Here is a 22,669-nt window from a genome sequence, read left to right on the forward strand (position 1 = left end):
AACTAGCAACATCGTTTTGCCATAGCGTTTGCCACAGCAATGTCATGATTCAGTGGGGGTATTCTAGCGGTCTCTGGGCAGCCTGTCCGCTCTTGAGCGATTGTCCATCTTTAAGCGTTAGTCTGCCCTTGAGCTAGAGGCGCTTTCGCGTCACGATAGCTGCCCCAGTACTTGTGCCAGTACCTGTATCGGTACTCATATCGGTACTTGTGTCAGCAACGACTTCCCATGAGGCGATCATGAATGCACAGCAGCTAGTAGATGAACGCGGCGATTTATGGCTGGCGCTAGCCCCGCTGTGGCTGGACCGTGAACCCAGCGAGCGCGATTACGCGCGCATGGTCGAGGTCATAGAGCGCTATGATATGACCCTTAACGAGCTTGAGTGGATGTTTCGCCTGGAAATGGCGCCGGTGCTGTCGCGCCACCAACTCTCTATTGCTAGCGAGTGGCGACAGTTTAATGACCGTAAGCTGATGCAGCAGTTGGTCAATCACAATTTGCGCTTAAAGGGCTGGCGGCGCAAAAGTTGGGCACTGTTTTCAGGCTTAACCACCATGATGGTACGTCATCGCTTGAACGCACTAATGAGTCGCGTGGCCGTCTCGCGAGGGGAGCAAGCCTAGGGGTAGGTTTGATCGAGGGCTTCTTCTAACGCCAAGCGCAGCGGCCGTCCATGATCGCGAGGCCCAAAGCGGGCAATGACGTTGCCATCACGGCCTACCAGAAACTTAGTAAAGTTCCATTTGATCGCTTGCGTACCCAGCACACCAGGCGCCTCGCCCTTAAGCCATATAAATAGCGGATGCGCATCTCCCCCGTTCACTTTCACCTTCTCCATCAGCGGAAACGTCACCCCAAACTGCTGCTCTCCAAACTGGCAGAACGCTTGGGCGTTTTCCGGCGACTGGCGGCCAAACTGGTTGCACGGAAAACCAAGCACGGTGAAGCCGCGATCTCGGTAACGTTGATAGAGGGTTTCGAGCTCCTTTAGCTGCGGCGTGAAGCCGCATTGGCTGGCGACATTGACCACTAAAAGCACTTGGCCGCGCAGTGCACGCAAATTAAACGGCAGCCCTTGGTGGTTAAAACAATCTTGATCGTAAATCATCGTTAAGCCCCACAAACACCCCAAACGGCATAGCAGTTACCATGCCACGGCTATACTTTTTACACCAGTGGCCCGGCAACCACTCTTAACGCCAGCGTGATTAGCAGCACCCCGGTAATCCGATTGATCCAGTGAGCACGCTGTTGCAGCCAAGGCAGAATGCGCGAGTGCGAAAGCACCAGCGCTACGAGTACGTACCAGCCCCCATCAATAATCATCGCCGTCAACACAATGATAGCCTTAGCGAGCACGCTCATATCAGGGGTGACAAACTGGCTCAGCAGCGCGACAAAAAACAGTATCAGCTTAGGATTGCCTAGCGCGACCAGCACGCCCTCTTTGGCTGCCTGCTGTCGGCTAGTGGCAATGGCCTCGGGCCGTAGGGCGCCTGCTTTGCCTGCTCGCAGCGCTTTAATGCCCAGCCACGCCAAGTAGGCGGCGCCACACCAGGTAATCAATTGGAACAGCAGCGGGTAACCGGCGATTAATGCGCCCAATCCCCACACGGTTAACAGTGCATAAAACCCCACCCCAAACGCATGAAATATCGCTGCGGTCACCCCAGAAAAGCGACCACCGCCTAGCGTATGGCGCAGCACCAGCGCCAAGCTTGGCCCCGGCGACATAGCCCCCATGGCACAGATAGCGGCTAATGATAGCCATAGCGTCAACGGCATCCCGGTTCCTCGTTGAAAGGTCGATATCACAGTATGTAGGCTGGCAGCCAGTATACGCCAAGCCAAGCCGCAGGTTGGCGAGCGTCTTAAATAACGCTGTTAGCATGGTACGCTGTTGGGTAAAATTTGCCCCTTTAGCGCTTATTTTCACTTATTTCTTTCAGAATCGTCGCTCAATACGAGGGGCGTATGGCTAACACAGGACGGCAACATGGGTAGGGCTTTTCAGAACCGTAAGGAATCCATGGCCAAAACGGCCGATGCAAAGACCAAGGTGTACAGCAAATATGGCCGCGAAATTTACGTTTGCGCCAAAGCGGGTGGCAGCGACCCGAATGGTAATTTAGCGCTACGCGGCTTAATGGAGCGGGCTAAAAAAGACCAGGTGCCTTCGCACGTTATCGATAAAGCACTCGACAAAGCCAGCGGCGCCGGCGGCGAAGACTTCTCAGCTGCTCGTTACGAAGGCTTTGGTCCTGGCAATGTGATGGTGATTGTCGACTGCCTTACCGATAACCCCAACCGCACCTTTGGCGACGTGCGTGGCTGCTTTACCAAAACCAAGAGTAAAATCGGCACCCCCGGCAGCGTCAGCCATATGTTCGACCACTGTGCAATCTTCTCTTTCGCTGGGAGCGATGAGGAGGCGGTGCTGGAAGCCTTGATGGAAGCCGATGTCGATGTGACGGACATTGAGCAGGAGGCCGAACGCATCACCGTTTTCGCCCCGCACACCGACTACGCCAAAGCCAAACAGGCACTGTTAGATGCGTTTGGCGAAATTGACTTTGAAGTTGACGAGATCCAGTTCCTGCCACAAACCACCACCCCGGTTGAGGGCGACGACGTGGCGATGTTTGAAAAATTCCTGGGCATGCTTAACGAGCTGGACGATGTGCAAAACGTCTATCACAGTGGAGAATTGCCCGAATCAGCAGATGCCTAATCAATCGCTGTCGCTTAAGTAGACGCTGCCGCGTTGCGGGCATCCAACGCGGCGTCTGGTGGCAACAGCGCTGACTGCACCCCCGCGGCACTTAGTACCATTTTACCGCGCACAGTTAAGTCGGTAATAAACAAGAACTGCTGCCGTGGGTCCACCGGATAGGCGCGTATGCGGTAGTGCGTTCCCCAGGGTTTCTCCTCGGCTACCACAATGATCGGTTGATCGAATTTGAGATAGGCGCTGGTCAGTGCCACATCTCGCAACGCCTTGCGTACCCAGCCTGCCTCATGCTCAGGGTGTAAATAAAAACTCGCTACGCACTGTAAACTGGTGCCCCCATTATTAGCGTTGTAGACAGCGTGATCCCAGAGCTTTAAGTGCGGCACGGCAACTAAATCATCGTCGGGTGTTTGGATATCAACGGTGCGTAAACCAACGTGTTTGACCTCGCCATAAGTGCCTTCAATGTTGACCCAGTCCCCAGGGCGGTAAGGCAGTTCAATGGCTGAAACAACCCCCGCAATCAGGCTGCTCACATAGTCCTTCATGGCAAAACCAATGGCTAAGCCCAGCGCCCCCAGCAGCGTCACCATATTGCGCAGCGACGGCTCGATAATAATCGGCACAATAATGGCGAGCGCGGTGATCAAAATTAACAAACGCGTCAGCGGTACCAGTGCAAAAATACGAAAACGCACTTGTCCGTGTAAGCGGCTAGCCAACCAGTTTAAACCGCGCTGACTGACAATAATCAACACAATAGCACTTGCAAGCACTACTCCCAGGGTAATCAGCGCTTGGCTATCAATATCGTTAAACAGTCGGGCGTACTTCTGTTGTTCATCCATGGTTGCCCTCCACGGGCCTGTCACTAATAGCGGGCTGCTTAAAGGGGGTCGACCAGGTAATTACGCGACTCCAGTAATTGGCGAACGCTTGCGTAGCTCAGCGGGGCAATCTGCCAACGCCCTTCACAGTTTGACACGACGCCTTTGCGCTTTAGTGCTAGCCGCGCATTAAGGGCTTCATGGTGTGAAAATGGCAGCACCTGGCCCAGCGAGTCATCATCCAGTCCGCCATGGACTAGCAGTGCATGCAGCACCAACGTAGCAATATCACCGGTATCGGCGGGAAGCTCGGCATCAGCAAGAGCGTCCACTAACCATAGGTGCTGCTCACTTTCTTCTGAAGGCTCTCGTAACCGTTCACGCCAGTAGTGCCAGGCAACGCCTATATGGCCACGACAATGGGCGGCTAAACGCTGCAATTCTTTATTATCATAGTTTGACGAGGCTTCGTTACCTTTAGCTTCTGGATCAGGCAATAGTGCCTTGCCCGTTCGCGTACTATAGACCGACGGGTACTGGCCTTGGCGAGTCGCTATCTCCGCAAAGTAGCGCGACAGCTGTTCGCCTTCCATCGACTGCAGAGTAAATACTGGCGCGCCGTCAATACCTATCACTTGCTGAAGATAAGCGTAGGTCCAACTATCGCAGCCAATCACGCCCTGACCTAAGCGGCCACTTAGGGCGCGTTCAAGAAACTCACGAACGCCTTGAAGTCCCTGGGTGTGGCGCAAAAAGTGGCGCTCTAACGCGGGGACTGCCCAATGGTGCTGATTAGCGCAGCGCTCCACCCACTGGGTATCACCCTCAGCGAGTTCTCTAAGCGTTGGCGGTGGCACACAGGCAGCGAGATGCGCTTCTGCCCAGTGGTTAACCACTGCCGCATGGCCACCGTGAGGCGGGGTAATAAAAAAAGTAACCGGCGACTCATGATCTTTAAGCTGATGCGCTAATGCATGCGCTGCAGGCGACCAATCAATGGGCGGCACCAAGTGCGCTAGCCTAACCTCTGGCAGCGCGCGTAGCTCACCCTCATCTTTCATCTGCTGCTCGGCGTCTTTTTTACCCACCAACCATATAGACGCCGAGCGAAGCGAGCGTCGCCACTGGCTTGCCTGAGTATGCTCGGGGGTACGAAATTGATCAAGCTCAACGACCCTCCACAACGGCGAATTGGCTGATGATGACTGCTCCCCCATGCTTGTATTCCTTAGCTAGCGCGAAACACATACTTTAGCACGGCCCACAACGCCGCCCCTCCCTAAACCGAACTTATGGGCTAAAGTAAAGTCTTTATAGACAGTAGTTAACGTAACTTAACGGACGTTGATATTTAGCAATAGCGATTGCGAGCGCTAAAGGAGCAAGCGATGAGTGTTGTCCAGGTTAGTGAAGCAGAGCTGCACGCCAAGCTTGAGAAGTGTATTGCCGGAGAACGGTTGCTGATTGAGCACGAGGGCAATCGCTTCAGCGCCAGAATTCAGCATGTCGGACTGGTGGGCGTAAAGGTGATACCTGAAACCGAGATTAAAAACAGCCACCGCACGCCAGGGGATGTCGAAGGGGTTACCGTCCCTTATGACGAGATACTGGAGCTTGAAGTGAAAGGAGTGGTATACAGCCGCTTGCCGGAATAATTATCACCGGCCGATCTTCCCCCCTTATGGTAGTCACGCTTTTTTCTACGCAGGCACTTGCAAGCTTTCTGCGAGTGCCTTTGACACACGCTCGAGCACCAGGGTTTCGCGCTGAATAGAGATACCCATCTTGCTAGGGCGACGCTGAATCACACCACGATTGTGAGCCAATGCATCGTCAAGACTGACCCAAGCAGCGGACATACCGTTGGCGACTTCGTAATCCTCAAAGCGCGTATCACCTAGCGTCTGACCAATCTGGCAGCGAAACCAGTGGGACGTTTGATACATCACGTCCCAGTCTTTTTTGAAGGTGGGCGCATATTCGGTCACATAGCCGAAGTGGGAAACAATTTCGATTTGGTTAGCGCCCGTCTCCTCATGCAGCTCACGGTGCAAGCCCGCCTCTGGACTTTCACCTGGATCAATGCCGCCACCAGGAAAGCTAAAATCATCGTAGCGTTCGGTGTAGAGCAGTAGGATTTTATCGTCACGGGTGACAATAGCTCGGGCCGCCTCACGCTTTAAGACCCGTAGCTGCTCGACTTCAAGCGGCTGGGCTAATGATTCATGCACTAAATGGGCTAAACGCTGCATAGGTACCTTGTGTTAGTTCTTGGTGTTAGTTCTTGCGTTAATTAATGACTAGAAAGAAAAGCGGCCATTCTACCCGAATGGCCGCTTAACGTCAGGCTGCTGATTGCACGACAAGCTTACATGGTCAGGCAAATTTTGCCGAAGTGCTGTCCGGATTCCTGATGGCGGAAAGCGTCGGCGATGTCGGCGAGTGGGAATTCACGATCTATGATCGGATGCATGTCGAAGGTTTCCAGCGCGCGGATCATCTCGATCTGATGGCGACGGCTGCCCACAATCAAACCTTTTAAGCTCGCCTGTTTAGCCATTAGCTTAGCCGTTGGCACTTCACCTTCACGGCCGGTGAGGATACCAATCAACGCGATATGCCCACCGATTTTCACCGCATCGATGGACTGCGGCAACGTGCCAGAACCGCCTACTTCAACAACGTGATCAACGCCTTCGCCGTTGGTCAGCTCTTTTACCCGCTTACCCCAATCAGGCGTCTCTTTGTAGTTGATGGTGTGCTCGGCGCCCATCTCGCGCAGCCGCGCCAGTTTTTCGTTCGACGATGAAGTCGCGATCACCCGTGCGCCCATCAGGTGGGCAAACTGCAGGGCAAAAACCGATACCCCACCGGTGCCCAACACCAGCACGCTATCGCCTGCCTTGATACCGCCATCGACGACAAGCGCGCGCCAAGCGGTTAAGCCAGCGGTGGTTAACGTAGCGGACTCTGCGTGGCTATAGCCTTTGGGCTGATGGGTAAACCACTCGAAAGGACGAACCACCTGTTCACGGGCATAGCCATCCACGCCGTCACCGGGGGTAGTGCGAAAATCACCGACTCTTGCCGGGCCTTCCAGCCAGTGCGGGAAGAAGGTTGAGACCACGTGGTCGCCAACGGCGAACTCGCTGACACCTTCACCGACCGCTTCAACCACCCCCGCGCCGTCCGACATGGGAATACGGTTTTGCTCTGTTGGGATCATCCCAGCAACCACGGCGTAGTCGTGGAAATTCAAGGAACTGGCATGCAGGCGTACTTTAATTTCGCCAGGGCCAGGCTCGCCTGGGGCCGCTAGTTCAACGACCTCTAGCTTGTCTAAACCGCCGGGCTCTCGCAGCTGAATGGCTTGCATCACTACCTCCTATTAAACGTATGTCGTTAAAAACGACTGGTCTATTATGAGATGAGGGTATTATCTTCGAGATCAAGGTCGTGACCTAAAAATCCTCCTGACTGCCGCTGCCATAGGCTGGCATAAATGCCGTTATGTGCAAGCAACTCCTGATGCGTGCCGCTTTCCACCATGCGCCCCTCATCCACCACAATCAGCCGGTCGAGCATAGCAATGGTCGAAAGACGATGGGCAATGGCGATGACCGTTTTGCCTTCCATCAGTGTATCCAGCTGTTCTTGGATAGCCGCTTCGACTTCGGAGTCAAGTGCCGAGGTCGCCTCATCCAAGACCAGAATCGGCGCATTTTTGAGCAGCACACGGGCAATGGCGATCCGCTGGCGCTGCCCGCCTGACAGCTTAACGCCACGCTCACCTACATGAGCATCCAAGCCACGACGCCCTTTCGGGTCGACCAAATCATTGATAAAGGTATCCGCATGGGCGAGGCACACCGCACTCCAGACGTCCTCGTCACTGGCATGGGGGCTGCCGTAACGGATATTGTCGCGTAGCGAGCGGTGCAGCAGCGAAGTGTCCTGGGTGACCATCCCTATTTGATGGCGCAGGGACGTTTGCGTCACTTCGGCAATATTCTGCCCATCAATCAAAATCCGCCCGTCTTGCAAGTCATAAAAACGTAGCAGCAGATTGGCCAGGGTGGATTTACCTGCGCCGGAACGGCCTATCAAACCGATCTTCTCGCCGGGCTTAATAGTCAGGCTTAGCCCATCAAAGACGTTTTTACTCTCGCCTTTCGCCTGCTCGTATTGAAAGCGCAGCGCGTCAAACACAATTTCGCCGTTGGGAACCTGAAGCGCTTTAGCATTAGGCGCATCGTTGATCGTTGGCTTCTGGGCGATGGTATTCATACCATCTTGAACGGTACCAATATTCTCAAATAGCCCAGCGACTTCCCACAAAATCCAGTCGGACATAAAGCGAATACGCATAACCAGCGCAATCGCAATCGCCAGCACGCCCAGGGAGATCGCTTCGGTGTACCAGGCGCTGATGGCCATCGCCGCCGTGCCCACTAGGAGAAAGGTATTTAACAGCGTCAAACCTACGCTCATGATGGTCACCAAACGCATCTGGCGGTGGACAGTCACCATAAAGCCTTCCATGGCGTCCTTGGCATAATGCTGCTCCCGCTCAGTATCGGCAAACAGCTTGATGGTTTGGATATTGCTATAGCTGTCCACCACGCGGCCGGTCATCTGGGCACGGGCATCCGCCTGAGCCATAGAGACATCGCGCAGACGCGGTACGAAGAAACGCATGATCGCCAGATAGCCTACTAACCAGAGCCCCAGCGGGATCAGCAGCAACAGATCCGCCCGGCCCAACAGATAAGCCGCGCCAGTGAAGTAGACGATGGCGTAAACCAGCAGATCCATCACCTTGGTGACGGTTTCGCGAATCGCCAGCGCCGTTTGCATGACCTTTTGCGACACTCGCCCGGCAAACTCGTCCTGATAAAATGCCAGGCTCTGGCTAAGCATATGGCGGTGGGACAGCCAGCGGCCGATCATTGGGTAGTTACCGAAAATACTCTGATGGGTAACCAACGACTGCAGTAGCACCAACAGTGGCAGCCCGACCAGCAGCAACAGCCCAAGACCTGCTAGCCATAAGCCGTTTTCAGCCCAAAAGCCTGCCCGCTCAACGTTGCCCAGCCAGTCCACTAACTGACCCATGTAACTGAAGAAAACCACTTCCGCCGCCGATACCAGCGCCGTGAACAGCGTCATTAGCAGCAATAGCGGCAGCATCGGACGGGAAAAGTGGACAATAAACGGCATCAAGCCATTGGGCGGCGTTTTAACTTCGCCTTCCGGATAGGGGTTAACCCGCGTTTCGAAGTAACGAAATAACGGCTGTAAAACACGCGATAGCATGAGAGTTCCTTACGTTACTGGCGTTGGTATTGACGGTCTTTACTTTGTTATGCGTGAGTGTGGAGAGTGTAGATGTCATTAAAATGTCATTAAGAGTTAGAGTGGCGCAGCAGCCAACGCGCCCAGAACGGTGCAATAATCATCAGCGTGACCATGCGCAGCAGGTGGTGGAAGGCAACAAACACCGGATCGATATTGAGCGCGACGGCCAAAATAGCCATTTCGCCAATCCCCCCAGGCGCCAATGCCAGTAGCGCCACATCACGCCCTATCCCCAGTAGTTGATGAATCAGCTCGGCAAATAGCGCCAGTACCAGCAGCGCTAACAGTGTCGCCACGCCAGACTGCCATAAATAGCGCCCCAGCAGCTTGCGCGTCATGCCCTGAAAGCGCGAACCGATAGCACTGCCCAGCACCCATAACATCAAATTCATGCCCCACTCCGGCAGGGCAAGGCTAGCAATATCAACACCGGATAATAGAGCAGCGACTAGCAGCGGTGCCAGCAGCGCGGGGCTGGGAATTCGCAACCAGCGGCCGAGCGGTAATAGCAGTGGGATCAACAGCAGCATCCAGCCATGTTCCAGGCCACTGTGCACAGGGCCAACACCTTCGCCGCCCCCCTCATAGGCCCAAAATAGCGGCGGTAAAAAAAGAATCACTAAAATGATGCGCAGTGACTGCGCCACCGCAATACGCTGCGGGTCGCCACCGCACTTCTCGCCTAGCAGGATCATCGCCGTCATCGCGCCAGGCGAGGCGCCGAACCAGGCGCTAACCGGGTCAAACCCGCAACGCCGATACCAGGCAGCGGCCACGGCGGTGGAAGCGGCCACCCCCAACAGCAGTAGCGCGGCGGAAACAGGCCAATCCACGACGCGGTGCGCCAACTGCGGCGTCACTTGGCTACCCAGCACCAGACCCATTACCGCTAAAAACATATTACGCAGCGGCTCGGGCACCGAGACCTTAACGCCTTGCGAGGAGGCCAGCAGGTTAGCAATCAGTGGACCCAACATCCAGGCAAGGGGCAAACCGGTCAGTTGAAACAGCGTACCGCCCACGGCGCCTAGACCCAGCGAAATCGCAAGCGACCTTAAACTCTCTGCACTGCAACGGTAGCCCTTCAAACTCCCCTCCCATGATCAACCTCTGGCTAAGCGCCAGGATACTTATCCTGCTAAGCGTCATGGTCAGTCTATCACTATTAGTCGTCGGTCAGGGATGACGTCGCGCGCTCTCCAAGCGAAGCTCCTTGATTAAAAATATTTGTTTCGACGTCTGCATCTACTGTCCAGCCAGCGTATAATACCCCTCGCCATTAATGGCGAACTTTCTCAGGGCGGGGTGCAAGTCCCCACCGGTGGTGATGCCGCAGTCGATGCGGACAAGCCCACGAGCGCTCAACCACTGGATAAAACTGGATGGTTGAGGACAGCAGATTCGGTGAGATCCCGAAGCCGACGGTAATAGTCCGGATAAAAGAGAAGGTTTCCTAGAGATATTACCCGTAGCGTTCTAACGCATACGGGTACTGTGCTATTGGATGCCTCATGCCCTGGTTCTGGTAAACAATCCCTATAGGATGACCATGAATCAGACCCAACACTCTTCACCCGTTCGCGTTGCCTTTATCGAAGCATCTTGGCATCACGATATTGTCACTCAAGCCAGAGAAGCATTTATTGCTCAACTTACCAGCGAGCATGTCTTTTCTGCTGATCAAGTCGAGATATTCCAAGTCGCAGGGGCTTACGAAATCCCGCTTCAGGCTAAACTACTCGCCAAAACGGGCCGTTACAGCGCCATCGTGGGAGCCGGCTTCGTCATTGATGGGGGCATCTATCGGCACGAGTTCGTTGCCCAAGCGGTCATTGAAGGCATGATGCAAGCGCAACTGGAAACCGAAATCCCCATTCTTTCGGTTGTGCTGACGCCTCACCATTTTCATGAACACAGCACGCACCATGCGTTTTTCCATGACCATTTCCGCGCCAAAGGCAAGGAAGCCGCCGAAGCGCTGGTCATGACCCTGGAAAACCATAAAAGGATTCAAGGGCTAAGATAGGCCACTGCCAACCCTTTGGATACGCTTAGGTAACAGGCAGTCTGAGGATTGGTCGTTGCCTAAGCTTTTTCAAAAGTGTTTCTAAATCTGCATTATTACGTAATAGTAAAATCGTTTGCTTACTCAGAATGCTCCTGGGCACTCCACATCAACCTATCAACCTCCTCAGCCACTGGAATGCTACTGGCAGCACCAAGTTTTTGAACCGCCAGGGCAGCCGCTGCTGTTGCCCGTTGCAAGCACTGTGAGGGCGTTAGGCCAGCTTGCCTAGCGGCGAGGAAGTAACCCACAAAGGTATCGCCTGCAGCCGTTGTATCAATGGCCTTTACTTTTAACGCCTCTTGGAAAAGGGTTTCGCTGCTACGCTGATACCAAGCGCCCTCGCTACCTAGGGTAAGCACTACTTCGACATCGCCAAGGGCTTCTTTACAGCGCCTTAGCAAATCTGCAGCGCTCGACGCTACCGGCATATCTAATAAAGCGGCGGCCTCTGTCCGGTTAAAAAAAAGCAGTTCACACTGGTCTAAAGGCAGTGATGATACCTTCGAGGTCATTGGAGCAGGGTTAAATACCACTTTACAACCATGGTTCACGGCCAGTGGAATAAGCTGATCAAGCCCATTACATTCGTTCTGAATAAGTATTGTGTCGCCAGGCGAGGTTTGCGCAATCAGTGCCGCGATTCTCTCCTGCGTAAAACCATGATTGGCGCCAGCGAATAAAAGAATAGCGTTTTCACCACTTGAATCAATTTGAATAATCGCATGTCCACTTGGTTCTGTGGTCAACTCGATATCTTTCACGCCAACACCCGCAAACTCAAGTTCATGGGCCACCCAGGCATCTAACGATGAAACTCGACCCCAGTGACTCACTGCTCCCTTGGCGCGCGCTATTGCCAAGGATTGATTGACGCCTTTTCCACCCAAACCAATATTATAATCATTGCTTTCCAGCGTTTCGCCAGGACGAACAAAGTAGGGAACTTGATAAGTATGATCAATATTGATGGAACCAAAATTAAATATCATTGGCATACTCTCTTATTTAAAAAAACCAGCCAACTTGAAAGCTGGCTGGCTTCTCAGCAAGGTTATCTAATACTTGCTCTTGTAAAAACCATTCTTGTAAAAACCATTCTTTTAAAGCCTAATCTTCTAAGGCCTATTCTTCTAAAACGAAGGGAGAGGTATAATTATCAACATTATCCGGCGTAATGAGGATACAGTCATAAAGCTGCTTTTCACTATCCAGCCCGGTTTCCCCTGTGTTGATGTAATGATCAGCAATTTTTACGGCATCTTCTGCAAATACGGCCACCGGCTGCAGAACCGTATAGGCCAACTCACCCGAGCGCACCGCATCAACAGCATCTGGCGAGCCGTCAAAACCACCGACCAGCACATCGTCTAGCCGCCCCTCCTGCTTTAGAGCAACAATAGCGCCTAAGGCCATTTCGTCATTACCACTAATCACGCCCTTAATGTCAGGGTGAGAACGGAGCATGCTCTGCATCTTATTGCGCCCTTCAGTCCGGCTCCAGTTAGCGATATCTGATGCCACTAGATTAAGGTCGGGATACTGGCTCAGCACTGTCTCGTAGCCATTGGATCTTGTCGCGGCATTGTTATCGGAAGGCGGGCCCTCTAATTCTATATAAGAGCCTTCTCCACCCAGCTGCGTTGCCCACTCCTGGGCTCCTAACGCGGCACCTTGCGCATTATTGGAAACCAACTGCACCTTAGCCAACCCTTGCTGGTTAATTTCGGCGTTAATAATGAATACAGGAATATCTGCCTCTACGGCACGTCTCACGGCACCAATGGAGCCGTCCACATTAGCAGGATCCAGAATGATCGCTTTAGCCCCATTGGTAATCGCCGTATCGACCTGATTGCTCTCAGTGTTGGTATCACCCACATGGGAACTGACATTTGCTTCATAGCCCAACTCTTTTGCTGTGCGTTCAGCAATGGTTCCTTCCGTTTGCCAATAGGGATTTGACATATCATTGACAATAATTGAGATCAGCCCCTTCTCCTGAGCAGCTATAGCGCCACTAAAGAGCATAGAGACACTGGCGAGTGCTGTAAAAAGCACTTTTTTGCTTTTTGGAAGCATGTTTATTACCTCATAGTTATGGTTGTTAGTTTTTGCATAGGGAGACCTAAAAGGTCACACTTCTAAGCAACGCTACGCTAAGTAGCTTTTGCACTAGAATCGTCGTGCTTAACTTCTGTAGTCTTTTTTTCAGCTTTTTGAGAAGACTTATTTTTAGCACTGTATTGGACGTTGTTTAACATGACAGCGAAGACGATAACACTGCCCGTAAAGACCATCTGCCAGTAGGCAGACACACCGATAATGACAAGACCATCGGCTAGAAAACCAATCACAAATGCGCCCAATAAAGTATTGCGAATAGTGCCACGCCCTCCCATAAGCGAGGCGCCACCAATAACAACCGCAGCAACCGCTGTTAGCTCATACGTGGTGCCTGCCGTAGGCCCAGCCGATGTCAGCTGTGAGGCAAGCACAATCCCCGCCATGGCAGCGCATACGCCGGAAATGATATAGACAGAGAGCTTAACTCTATTGACCGGCACCCCGGAAAGCTCTGCAGCGCGCGCATTGCCTCCTGTCGAGTAGACCCATCTTCCAAAAGGAGTACGGCTCAGAGCCAACATGCACACAATGGCAACACTAAACAGAATCAAAATTCCTACCGGAATACCCAATAGCTTATTAAATCCAAGCCATTCGAAGCCTGTATTACCTAACGCAGAGTCACCACTTAAACTGTTGAAAGTTAAACCGTCCGTTAGTAACAAAGCGGCTCCGCGGGCGACATACAACATGCCAAGCGTGGCCACAAAAGCAGGCACTTTGAAGTAGGCAACTAATACGCCATTGATAGCCCCCACTAGCCCGCCTAGCAAGCAGGTAAGTACCACGACGACCCACACTGAAGGGAAGAACGCCAAATCAAGCGCCTCAATCTCTATCCCCTCTAGCAGCATACCCGCGAACACCCCGCAGAGTGCCAGCGTAGAGCCAACCGACAGATCTATGCCACCGGTCAGAATAACAAACAGCATGCCGATGCCTAGCAAGCCAAAAACAGCTACATGCGACGACATGGTTAAAAAATTACCCGTGGAGAAATAAACAGGTGAGAGCATGGAAAAGACAATAATGATCACGATTAATGCGAAAAAAGCCCTACCATCCAGCAAAACCTTGACGATATCGATACTGCCTTTGTCAACCTGTAACGCGTTATTGTTGTGATGAGACATTTTTTGATAAGACATGGTCATTACCTATCCGATTGAATAATCACGCAGCAACTGATTCGCCCGAAGCAGCCATAATTTCATCTTTCGTAACACCCGGTTTGAATTCAGCAGAGATCCGCCCTTTGCTCATCACCAGCACTCTGTGCGGGATGCTCAGGCACTCGCTTACTTCAGACGTGGTAAAGACAACCGCCAACCCCCGCCGGGCCCCTTGGCTCAACAACTTGAACACTTCGGCCTTGGCACCCACATCAATGCCACGGCTAGGCTCATCGAGCATGATGACGTCTGGATGAGTCGCCAACATCTTCCCGATCACCACCTTCTGCTGGTTACCGCCAGACAATGAACCAATGGCAGCCTCCCCACCGTCTGTTTTGATGTGCACCTGGTTAATGGCCGAATCGATCATTTCTGCTTCCAAGCGGGATGAAGTAAGTCCCTTGCGGGTAAACGCCTGGATACTGGCTAGCGAAAGATTTCTACCGACTGACAGGGTGGGCACTAATCCATCACGCTGGCGATCCTCAGGTACTAACACCAACCCTCTCTCGATTCGCTGGGCAATGTTGTAATGCGATACATCAGTTGAATTGAGCAAGATATCTCCCTTAGATTGTCGGGTTCGCCCTGCCACACACTCCAACAACTCAGTTCTGCCAGCCCCCATCAGCCCATAGATGCAGACAATCTCACCTGCACGTACATCCAGTGAAAGGCCCTCAACCACATAACGACCAGCCACTTTATCGTCGCTTACGCATAGGTTCTGAATAGAGAGCGCGGTGGCACCCTGCTCATACCCTGTTGGCGGTGAACCAAGATCAAAACTCTCTCCCACCATATGCCTAACAATCCACTGCAGGTCGATGTCGCAACGCGGGGCATAAGCCGTCATGACGCCATCACGGAGAACAACGGCATGATCGGTAATCTGTAGCGCCTCCTCCAAATGGTGAGAAATATAAACAATCGACACCCCCTTGTTTTTGAGATCCTCGACGACGTTGAATAGCGTCTCGACCTCAGTTGCACTCAATGCGGAGGTCGGTTCATCCATAATCAAAATGCGTGAGTTCTTGGACAGCGCTCTAGCGATTTCAACGATTTGCTGCTGCCCCACTCGTAAGTCTTCGACCATGGTGAGAGGATGGATCGGTTCACCAAGCTCCTCCATTAACAATTCCGCCTGACGCGCTTCCTCTTTATAGTCGACGCTGCCCCTTCCTTTCGTCAGCTCACGGCCCATAAAAATGTTGTCGCGCACGTTCAAGTTAGGGGCCAAGCTCAATTCCTGATGAATAATGGTAATCCCCAAGGCTTCGGCATCCGACGGCGAAGAAAAACTAACACACTCTCCTTCCAACAAAATCTCCCCAGCCGTCTGAGCAATGACGCCAGACAAAATTTTCATCAGCGTGGATTTACCCGCTCCATTTTCACCAAAGAGTGTTGTCACTTGACCTCGATATATATCGAAGTTCACCTCTTTAAGGGCTTGCACGGCACCGAAACGTTTTTCGATATTGCGTGCAGAAAGAATCACCGGCGCCACTTCCACTGTTGATCTATCGATACTCATAGTCGCCCCTCACTCAATGATCGCCATACTCACGGGAGTAATTAGCCAGTTTTTGGGATTTATCATGGTGAAGGAGCCAACGACCTCTAGCGTCTTACCGGCTAAGTCTTGTCCGGAAATATCGGCAAGCACTTGACGCTTCATTTCGTCATTAAGCGCTGCGCCAACGTCTTGGTATTCGATCTGATTGGTGAAGTCACCAAATTGAATACTGCCGGTTGTATCTCTCAGCGTAGTGCCATTAATGGCTGGGCCTGTTTGCACACGAATAACCACATCTGAAGGCACATCGGCAACATCTAGGGTGTAAACACCCCCTCGCCCTTCTACGGCAACACCTGAGAAGGAGACTGGCACGATATGACCAATGCTGGCAGCGACACCGTACTTCTCACCTGCCGCGCCAGCATCCTGGAGCACTTCTGGCGCCAATACCGATGCATCTACGGCGTTATTCTCGGCATAAGCCTGGATATCTGGAAATGCTTCCTGAGCAAATTGCTGGGGTGAAAACCCCACCTCACTCTCAAGTTCAGTAAGACTAATGACTTTGGTATCAAATGCCATGAGTGCAACCAGCACTAAAGCACAAGCCGCTGCAACATAGACCTTTATACGCTTATCACCGGGCACCGAATTTAATGTCGCTGACATAATCACTCCGGTTATCATTGTATTTATAAATAAGAAACTTCCGTCATCTATTTCCCGTCAGGTATCAGCACAACCTTTAACGCATCGGGATCATTGCGCATTAAATCTAGCCCTTGGTGGAATTTTGCTAACGGAAGCTTGTGGGTTACTACGTGATCCGTTGGGAAATCACCATTACCAATGCCTTCGATGACAAGTGGATAGCAATAAGGACCTAGGTGCGCACCCAGTATATCGAGCTCTTTACGATCGCTAATAATGCTCCAGTCAACCGTAACTGGCTCTTTGAAGACGCTAAACTCAACGAAACGGCCAAGTTTACGAATCATATAAAGGCCTTGTTCTACCGACTTGACTGCACCGGTGGCCTCAATATAGATATCGCAGCCATAGCCTTCCGTTATACTTTTCACGTAGTCAACAACATCGACTTCAGCAGGATTCAGGACGATGTCGGCACCAAACTGCTTGGCAAGCTCTAAGCGCTTTTTATTGAGATCCAGCACGACCAGCTTGGCAGGGCCGGACTTTTTGATCGCGCCGATCATGCCTAGCCCTAAGGTTCCCGCACCGGAGAGCACAACCACATCACCCAGTTCGATCTGCGCACGCTTAACGGCATGTAACGAACAGGCATAGGGTTCAATAAGAACCGCTTTTTCCATCGGAATTTCATCGGGCAACTTGTGATTAATGGCTTCTTTGGGAAAGACCATATATTCCGCCATACCGCCATTCACGTTATGCTGAAACCCATAGACGTCGTGCTTTTCGCACATCCAGTACTGTCCGCGGTTACAGAAACGACACTCCCAACAAGGCACAATTTGCTCAGAAATAACGCGATCACCGATCTCCAGGTTTTTAACGCCTTCACCTAAAGCCATCACGTGACCGATAAACTCATGGCCTGGAATCATCGGTGCTTTGATATAAGCGGGCTGGGTTTCGTCTCCCCAGAAGCTAGGGGCGCCTTCATAGGCTTTGAGATCGCCTGCACAGATTCCGCATGCTTCGACCTTAATCAGCACTTCACCCTCTCCCGCCTTAGGCACGTCCACCTCTTCAAGGCGATAATCACCAGGCGCGTAGGCCACGACAGCTTGCATGGTCAGTGGCAGTTCGGCGTGATTGTTGTTATCAGCGTTATGCATTATTTACTCCTAATGTATCTTGTAGTGCCTAGCAAGCGATGCCTGCATTACAAAAGATCTTATTGTGTACATATGAATTAACTGCTTTAAGCATAGCTGAGTCAATCCATAATGGAATTTTCTAACCTTATACTTTAGGCCTAGAATTCAATTTATTGATTTTTATGATTAAATTAAAAAAATGGAAACGATTTATTATTAAGGCCTCTTGATAACACCACTTAAAGCCATACTATATGTTCCGCCATCGTTCAAATGCGCATTCATCAGTCAGTCATTGCTGGCATCATAGCGAAAGGCGGGGGCGGCAAACCAGGCATACTAAAAAGTGCGCACACCTCAGGAAGCAGGGCAGGAATAGTTGGGTGCATTGCGCCCAGGGGGCTTTAAAAGGCAGCTAAGCTTGAATGCAAATTAAGCGCGCACCTCCCCTTGAGTCGCCTCGTCAAGGCGCAGAATAGTGTGTGCGTTAGTGACACTAGTAGCCAAGGTATCGATAACTCCAGTACGCAACGCACCCAGTATGCCGACCGCTTTAGTATTCTCACTGGCGATAGCGATAACATCTGGAATACGAGTGAGGTCCTGGATATTGAGCCCGACCACCCGCCCCTGCATCTGCGACGCAGAAGGCTGCCCATGGATATCGATAAAGTCGTAGCCCATCATATCGCCCACGGTCCCAGAGAGCCGTGCTTCAGCAATCTCCTGCGCGGAAAACCACCCCATACGCACCATATTACTGTCTTCACTTACATCACCGACGCCAATCAAAGCAGTATCCGCGCGTCGAGCACGATCCAGCGTCTGGCGAACAGTGGAGTTTTCATACAGCGCATCCCTAAGCTCGCCGTTCTGTACCAGCGCAGGGGCATAAAGCGTCTCGCTGTCACCGCCAAACCGGCTCGCCAGGCGCCGACAAATATGGTCAGGATTCATATGTTCACCTGCGCGCAGCGAGCCGCCGATTGCGCACACAAATGAAACCTTTAACGACTCAGAGAGAAAAACATTATCCGCCACCGCGGCGACGTTACGCCCCATGCCAACAGCCACGATCTGGCCATCGTTCAAACTACGCGACAGATGGTCGGCCACTAGACTCGCGACCGACGAGCGCTGTACATCCGGGTCGGCATTATCCAGAGCAATCAATGCTCGCTTCAGCCCAAAGCGCCGCTTGAGCTCCTGCTCAATCTCGATGCTAACGGAGGGATGCAGGCGCACGCGAACATCCACTATCCCTTCTGCCTGCGCACGCTTGAGCAATCGCCCTATGCGCACGCGCGAGTGCCCGAGCCTATTAGCAATCGCTTCCTGCGTCTCCCCCTGCACATAGTAGAGCGTTGAAATCTCTGTCATTAAGTCTATATCTGCAGCGTCTTGACCATTCATCCTCGGCATCCAGGAGTTGTTGAAGGGCATGTATCATGTCAGCTTGCCTGACACTTTTTCAACACAGGAATCAGCGCCTGAACAATCAACGCCAATGAAACTGAGCCAGCATCGGGTGTACCCACGCTTTTCTCAGCCAACGGGCGTGCGCGGCCCACCCGGGGAATTAACTGACTGGTAGCCTCAGCAGCCTCACTCGCTATACGCGCGGCCGATTCCCAGCAAGCCAAAGCTCCCTGGTCTTTCTCGGCCTCCAAAGATAGGGCATCAGCAAAAGGCACCAGCACATCGACAAGCGTTTTATCGCCCAACTCTGCCTTCCCGAATGCCATCACTTGCTGACGGGCATTGACGACACCCGCAGCAAGACGCTGCCCTGAGAGCGGCTTCTGATTGCCAAGCGACTCACCCATCGCTTTTAAGATAACCCGCCAGATAGCACCCGAGGTACCGCCTGCTTTATCGGACCAGCGCTGCCCAGCCCACTGCAGCACTGTCTCTGCGCCCGCCCCTCTATCGCAAGCTTCTCTGGCCGCTTCAAGCGCAGCCTTGCTGCCCCGCTGCATGCCAATGCCGTGATCACCATCGCCAGCCACTGCATCAATCTGGCCCAGCATCTCGCAGTTTTCATTGACTGTATTGGCGAGCACTTCGAGCGCCTCGACAACGCCGAGCGCTAATTGTCGCGAGGCATCGCTAGCCTCGGGAATCTCATCTTGAGCTACCACCTCGACTTCAGCCGGATCCAGCGCCTGCGCTGGCGTCACACTGCCTTTTCGATAGCCCGGCGCATCCGCCGCCGCAGTCCACAACGACTCCATGTGTTTATCAAGCCAGAATAGCGTCAGTGAAACCCCAGCCATATCCAGACTGGTTACCAGCTCGCCCACATCCGGCTCGATGATGGTGACCCCAGCCTCCTGCAGCAATTCGTCGACCTTGCGATAAATAACGAACAGCTCTTCATACTTAACGGTACCCAACCCATTGAGTATCGGTGCCACGCGAGCCCCTTTGATACTGATACCTTCAGGTACTTCTTCTAATAATCGGTCGACGAGAATCTTGGCCAAGCCGTCTGCGGAAGGGATACCTGTCTCGCTAATGCCCGGTTCACCGTGAATCCCCAGCCCTATGGCCATCCTGCCTTCGGGCACATGAAAGAGCGAATCGGCTGCGCCCGGTAACGTACATCCCTCGAACGCCACCCCAAAAGAGCGCGTGCAGCGATTGGCTTCTTTCGCCACTTGAACTACTTCTTCCAGTGATAATCCATTCTCTGCGGCAGCAGCCGCCGCCTTGAAAACGGTTAAGTCACCGGCAATACCTCGGCGCTTATCAATCTCCGCCAAAGGCGCACTGGCGACATCATCAGTGACCAGCACGATTTCACAAGGAATACCGTCCGCGATCAAACGCTCGCGCGCTTCGCCAAAGTGCAGAACATCCCCCGCATAATTGCCAAAAGAGAGCAGCACACCACCGCCGTTGTTAGCGGCTTTGGCGACGGAATAAACTTGTTGCGCAGAGGGCGAACAAAACAGATTTCCCATCACCGCCCCATGGGCCAAACCCTGCCCAACCAGTCCCGCAAAGGTGGGATAATGGCCGCTACCGCCGCCAACCACGACCGCAACAGTATCCGGCTGACTGCGCGTACTGCGCACAACACCCCCTGGCACAGCCATCAGCTTATCGCGATGCGCAGCGACCAAGCCTAAACGGGCTTCTTCTGGGAAATCACTGGGGTCATTAAATAGGCGTGTCATTATTATATCCTCTGAAGTGAGGCCTAACTGTGTTACCACAGTTTGCGTGCTGTTGTTATTAATCAGTGTCGACGAATATAAGCGATACCACGATTACTGAGTATTCAACCGGGACTCATACTCGTCAATTTTTGCTATTTTTAATTCGGAATTACCACCCGCAAAGTTGCTACCCAAAAAGGTGGCCACTATTGATTTCGCCAACTCTGGCCCAATCACTCGGGCCCCCAGTGCGACAATCTGGGCATTATTACTGGTGCGCGCCTTTGCCGCTGAATACGTATCGTGGGCCTGCGCAGCGCGGATTCCAGGCACTTTATTAGCAGAAATAGCCACTCCGATTCCCGTACCACAAACCAGCACAGCACGATCGAAGCGCCCCTCCTTAATAGCCGTAGCCACCTCAAAGGCAATATCGGGGTACAGCACGGGCTGCGCATTGAAAGTGCCAAAATCTTCGACTTCGTAGCCCAACTCCCGGATATAACCAATGAGAATCTCTTTTAAGTCGTAAGCGGCTTCATCACCGCCAATAGCGACTCTGAGAGAAGGCGTCGCATTAGACATTCATGCTCTCCCTTTCCAGAAAATAGAAACGCGGACGACTGACAACGAGGAGTGCACTACACAGCTACCAGCCGACTACTGACGCTATTCAATCTATCACCAACCTATCATTTGTAAAGACTCCGTTCATAAGATCATATCGATTACTGATAGTCGACCATGGATAAAAAAGTTAAATAATTAATTAAATTATTGATTTTAATAAAAATAATTGAAAATAAACCAATAACCACAGCGCATTATACTTTTGTACCAAGACCTTAAAATCTATCCAACCAGCCCTATTATTTGACTAAACTGATAAAAATGATCAATCATCTGATCACTTAATGTACATTATTATCGAGGATGAGCGATGTCACTTTTAACGGGATTACGCGAACACTCACTGGTCGTGGCCGACACGGGCGACTTGGATGCCATAAAGCGCTATCAACCCCAGGATGCCACCACGAACCCTTCTTTGATTCTCAAGGCCTTCGAGCTACCTCGCTATCAAGAGATGATCGATAAGGTGATTGCTGAATCACGCCCCAAGGAGAGCGGGCCGAGCCAAATAGTTGACCAATTGTCGGTTGCGATCGGCGAGCAAATTGCCAACGTGATTCCTGGACGCATATCGACAGAAGTCTCCGCACACCTCTCTTTTGATACCCAAGCCAGCATCCGCAAGGCCTATGAACTGATTGAGCGCTACGAAAAACTAGGCATTAACCGCAACCGCGTGCTGATCAAGCTCGCGTCTACCTGGGAAGGGATCCGTGCAGCAGAGCTGCTAGAGCGTGAAGGGATCAACTGCAACTTAACGCTCTTGTTCAGCGATGCTCAGGCGCAGGCCTGCTTTGATGCGGGGGTGTATCTGATTTCCCCCTTCGTTGGCCGCGTTAGCGATTGGTACCAAAAGACAACAGGTAAGCAGTTCACACCAGAAGACGATCCTGGCGTGCTATTTGTAAAAGGGATTTGCGAGAGGGCTGCCGCTGGTAATTACGACACTGTGGTTATGGGGGCTAGTTTTCGTACCACCGACCAGGTCTTGGCGCTGGCGGGCTGCCATCGCCTGACCATCTCTCCCGCACTGCTAGAGCAGCTTGATAGCCTGGAGGGAGAGGTCGCCTCCTGCATCCAACCACAATCCGTCACTCATAAAGCATCCACACCGCTAGCAGAAGCGGCGTTTCGTTGGCAGCACAATCAAGATGCCATGGCCAACGAGATGCTGGCTGACGGGATCCGCCGCTTCGCCAGCGACCAACAAACATTAGAGTCGCTGATTACTCAACGCTTAACTACTCGCGTTTAAC

Annotated in this window: 22 protein-coding genes and 1 riboswitch; of the genes, 5 read left to right on the top strand and 17 right to left on the bottom strand. The window is 52.4% G+C overall.

Annotation, left to right across the window (positions count from 1 at the left end; all coding sequences use genetic code 11):
* Positions 1-239 precede the first annotated feature (239 nt).
* Positions 240-626 carry a hypothetical protein gene (locus tag QT230_RS08430; protein WP_308321170.1) on the top strand — a complete coding sequence of 129 codons (387 nt, stop codon included), beginning with the start codon at positions 240-242 and terminating at the stop codon, positions 624-626.
* Here the strand turns inward: QT230_RS08430 and QT230_RS08435 are convergent.
* Positions 623-1,111: a glutathione peroxidase gene (locus tag QT230_RS08435; protein ID WP_308321171.1), complete on the bottom strand. Its 489-nt coding sequence runs from the start codon at positions 1,109-1,111 to the stop codon at positions 623-625. The two genes, QT230_RS08430 and QT230_RS08435, sit on opposite strands and share 4 nt — an antisense overlap.
* A gap of 59 nt (positions 1,112-1,170) precedes the next feature.
* Complete coding sequence (locus tag QT230_RS08440; RefSeq protein WP_308321172.1) at positions 1,171-1,788, bottom strand: LysE family translocator; 618 nt, start codon at positions 1,786-1,788, stop codon at positions 1,171-1,173.
* 211 nt (positions 1,789-1,999) lie between these two features.
* Here QT230_RS08440 and QT230_RS08445 point away from each other — a divergent pair, with 211 nt between their 5' ends.
* Complete coding sequence (locus QT230_RS08445) at positions 2,000-2,734, top strand: YebC/PmpR family DNA-binding transcriptional regulator (RefSeq protein WP_308321173.1); 735 nt, start codon at positions 2,000-2,002, stop codon at positions 2,732-2,734.
* Positions 2,735-2,748: 14 nt separating this feature from the next.
* On the opposite strand, the gene QT230_RS08450 is transcribed toward QT230_RS08445, so the two are convergent.
* Positions 2,749-3,582, bottom strand: coding sequence for a mechanosensitive ion channel domain-containing protein (locus QT230_RS08450; RefSeq protein ID WP_308321174.1), 834 nt, complete (start codon positions 3,580-3,582; stop codon positions 2,749-2,751).
* A gap of 38 nt (positions 3,583-3,620) precedes the next feature.
* Positions 3,621-4,778, bottom strand: coding sequence for a hypothetical protein (locus tag QT230_RS08455; protein ID WP_308321175.1), 1,158 nt, complete (start codon positions 4,776-4,778; stop codon positions 3,621-3,623).
* A gap of 171 nt (positions 4,779-4,949) precedes the next feature.
* On the opposite strand from QT230_RS08455, the gene QT230_RS08460 reads away from it, so the two are divergent.
* Complete coding sequence (locus QT230_RS08460; protein ID WP_308321176.1) at positions 4,950-5,216, top strand: hypothetical protein; 267 nt, start codon at positions 4,950-4,952, stop codon at positions 5,214-5,216.
* Between the two features lie 45 nt (positions 5,217-5,261).
* On the opposite strand, the gene QT230_RS08465 is transcribed toward QT230_RS08460, so the two are convergent.
* From QT230_RS08465 to QT230_RS08480, 4 genes are all read right to left on the bottom strand, one after another.
* Complete coding sequence (locus QT230_RS08465; protein WP_308321177.1) at positions 5,262-5,813, bottom strand: NUDIX domain-containing protein; 552 nt, start codon at positions 5,811-5,813, stop codon at positions 5,262-5,264.
* 116 nt (positions 5,814-5,929) lie between these two features.
* Entirely contained in the window at positions 5,930-6,937 is a 1,008-nt protein-coding gene (locus QT230_RS08470; RefSeq protein WP_308321178.1) for an NAD(P)-dependent alcohol dehydrogenase, read from the bottom strand.
* 44 nt (positions 6,938-6,981) lie between these two features.
* Positions 6,982-8,877: an ABC transporter ATP-binding protein gene (locus QT230_RS08475; RefSeq protein WP_308321179.1), complete on the bottom strand. Its 1,896-nt coding sequence runs from the start codon at positions 8,875-8,877 to the stop codon at positions 6,982-6,984.
* An 89-nt stretch (positions 8,878-8,966) separates the two neighbouring features.
* The gene (locus QT230_RS08480; protein ID WP_308321181.1) at positions 8,967-10,007 is read right to left on the bottom strand and encodes an AbrB family transcriptional regulator; all 1,041 of its coding nucleotides are present in this window, start codon (positions 10,005-10,007) and stop codon (positions 8,967-8,969) included.
* Between the two features lie 199 nt (positions 10,008-10,206).
* Positions 10,207-10,371, top strand: a riboswitch (FMN riboswitch).
* 97 nt (positions 10,372-10,468) lie between these two features.
* Here QT230_RS08480 and QT230_RS08485 point away from each other — a divergent pair.
* A complete protein-coding gene (locus tag QT230_RS08485) occupies positions 10,469-10,945 on the top strand; it encodes a 6,7-dimethyl-8-ribityllumazine synthase (RefSeq protein ID WP_308321182.1) in 477 nt (158 codons plus the stop codon).
* A gap of 119 nt (positions 10,946-11,064) precedes the next feature.
* Here QT230_RS08485 and QT230_RS08490 read toward each other — a convergent pair whose 3' ends face one another.
* From QT230_RS08490 to QT230_RS08530, 9 genes are all read right to left on the bottom strand, one after another.
* Entirely contained in the window at positions 11,065-11,976 is a 912-nt protein-coding gene (locus tag QT230_RS08490; RefSeq protein WP_308321183.1) for a ribokinase, read from the bottom strand.
* A 133-nt stretch (positions 11,977-12,109) separates the two neighbouring features.
* The gene (locus tag QT230_RS08495) at positions 12,110-13,066 is read right to left on the bottom strand and encodes a D-ribose ABC transporter substrate-binding protein (protein WP_308321184.1); all 957 of its coding nucleotides are present in this window, start codon (positions 13,064-13,066) and stop codon (positions 12,110-12,112) included.
* 77 nt (positions 13,067-13,143) lie between these two features.
* Positions 13,144-14,259, bottom strand: coding sequence for an ABC transporter permease (locus tag QT230_RS08500; RefSeq protein WP_308321185.1), 1,116 nt, complete (start codon positions 14,257-14,259; stop codon positions 13,144-13,146).
* A 25-nt stretch (positions 14,260-14,284) separates the two neighbouring features.
* Positions 14,285-15,826 (bottom strand): sugar ABC transporter ATP-binding protein, encoded by a 1,542-nt coding sequence (locus tag QT230_RS08505; RefSeq protein WP_308321186.1) that lies wholly within the window; start codon positions 15,824-15,826, stop codon positions 14,285-14,287.
* A 9-nt stretch (positions 15,827-15,835) separates the two neighbouring features.
* On the bottom strand, positions 15,836-16,480 hold the full coding sequence (locus tag QT230_RS08510) for a DUF2291 domain-containing protein (protein ID WP_308321187.1): 645 nt from the start codon (positions 16,478-16,480) through the stop codon (positions 15,836-15,838).
* A 47-nt stretch (positions 16,481-16,527) separates the two neighbouring features.
* Positions 16,528-17,634 carry an alcohol dehydrogenase catalytic domain-containing protein gene (locus QT230_RS08515; RefSeq protein ID WP_308321188.1) on the bottom strand — a complete coding sequence of 369 codons (1,107 nt, stop codon included), beginning with the start codon at positions 17,632-17,634 and terminating at the stop codon, positions 16,528-16,530.
* 414 nt (positions 17,635-18,048) lie between these two features.
* Complete coding sequence (locus QT230_RS08520; RefSeq protein ID WP_308321190.1) at positions 18,049-19,029, bottom strand: sugar-binding transcriptional regulator; 981 nt, start codon at positions 19,027-19,029, stop codon at positions 18,049-18,051.
* 38 nt (positions 19,030-19,067) lie between these two features.
* The gene (locus tag QT230_RS08525; RefSeq protein ID WP_308321191.1) at positions 19,068-20,798 is read right to left on the bottom strand and encodes a dihydroxyacetone kinase family protein; all 1,731 of its coding nucleotides are present in this window, start codon (positions 20,796-20,798) and stop codon (positions 19,068-19,070) included.
* A gap of 93 nt (positions 20,799-20,891) precedes the next feature.
* Positions 20,892-21,365 (bottom strand): RpiB/LacA/LacB family sugar-phosphate isomerase, encoded by a 474-nt coding sequence (locus QT230_RS08530; RefSeq protein ID WP_308321193.1) that lies wholly within the window; start codon positions 21,363-21,365, stop codon positions 20,892-20,894.
* Between the two features lie 355 nt (positions 21,366-21,720).
* Here QT230_RS08530 and tal point away from each other — a divergent pair, with 355 nt between their 5' ends.
* Positions 21,721-22,668, top strand: a complete 948-nt coding sequence (gene tal, locus QT230_RS08535; RefSeq protein ID WP_308321194.1) for a transaldolase — start codon at positions 21,721-21,723, stop codon at positions 22,666-22,668.
* Position 22,669 lies beyond the last annotated feature (1 nt).

The organism is Halomonas sp. SpR8 (genome assembly GCF_031010195.1).
Lineage (GTDB): Bacteria > Pseudomonadota > Gammaproteobacteria > Pseudomonadales > Halomonadaceae > Vreelandella.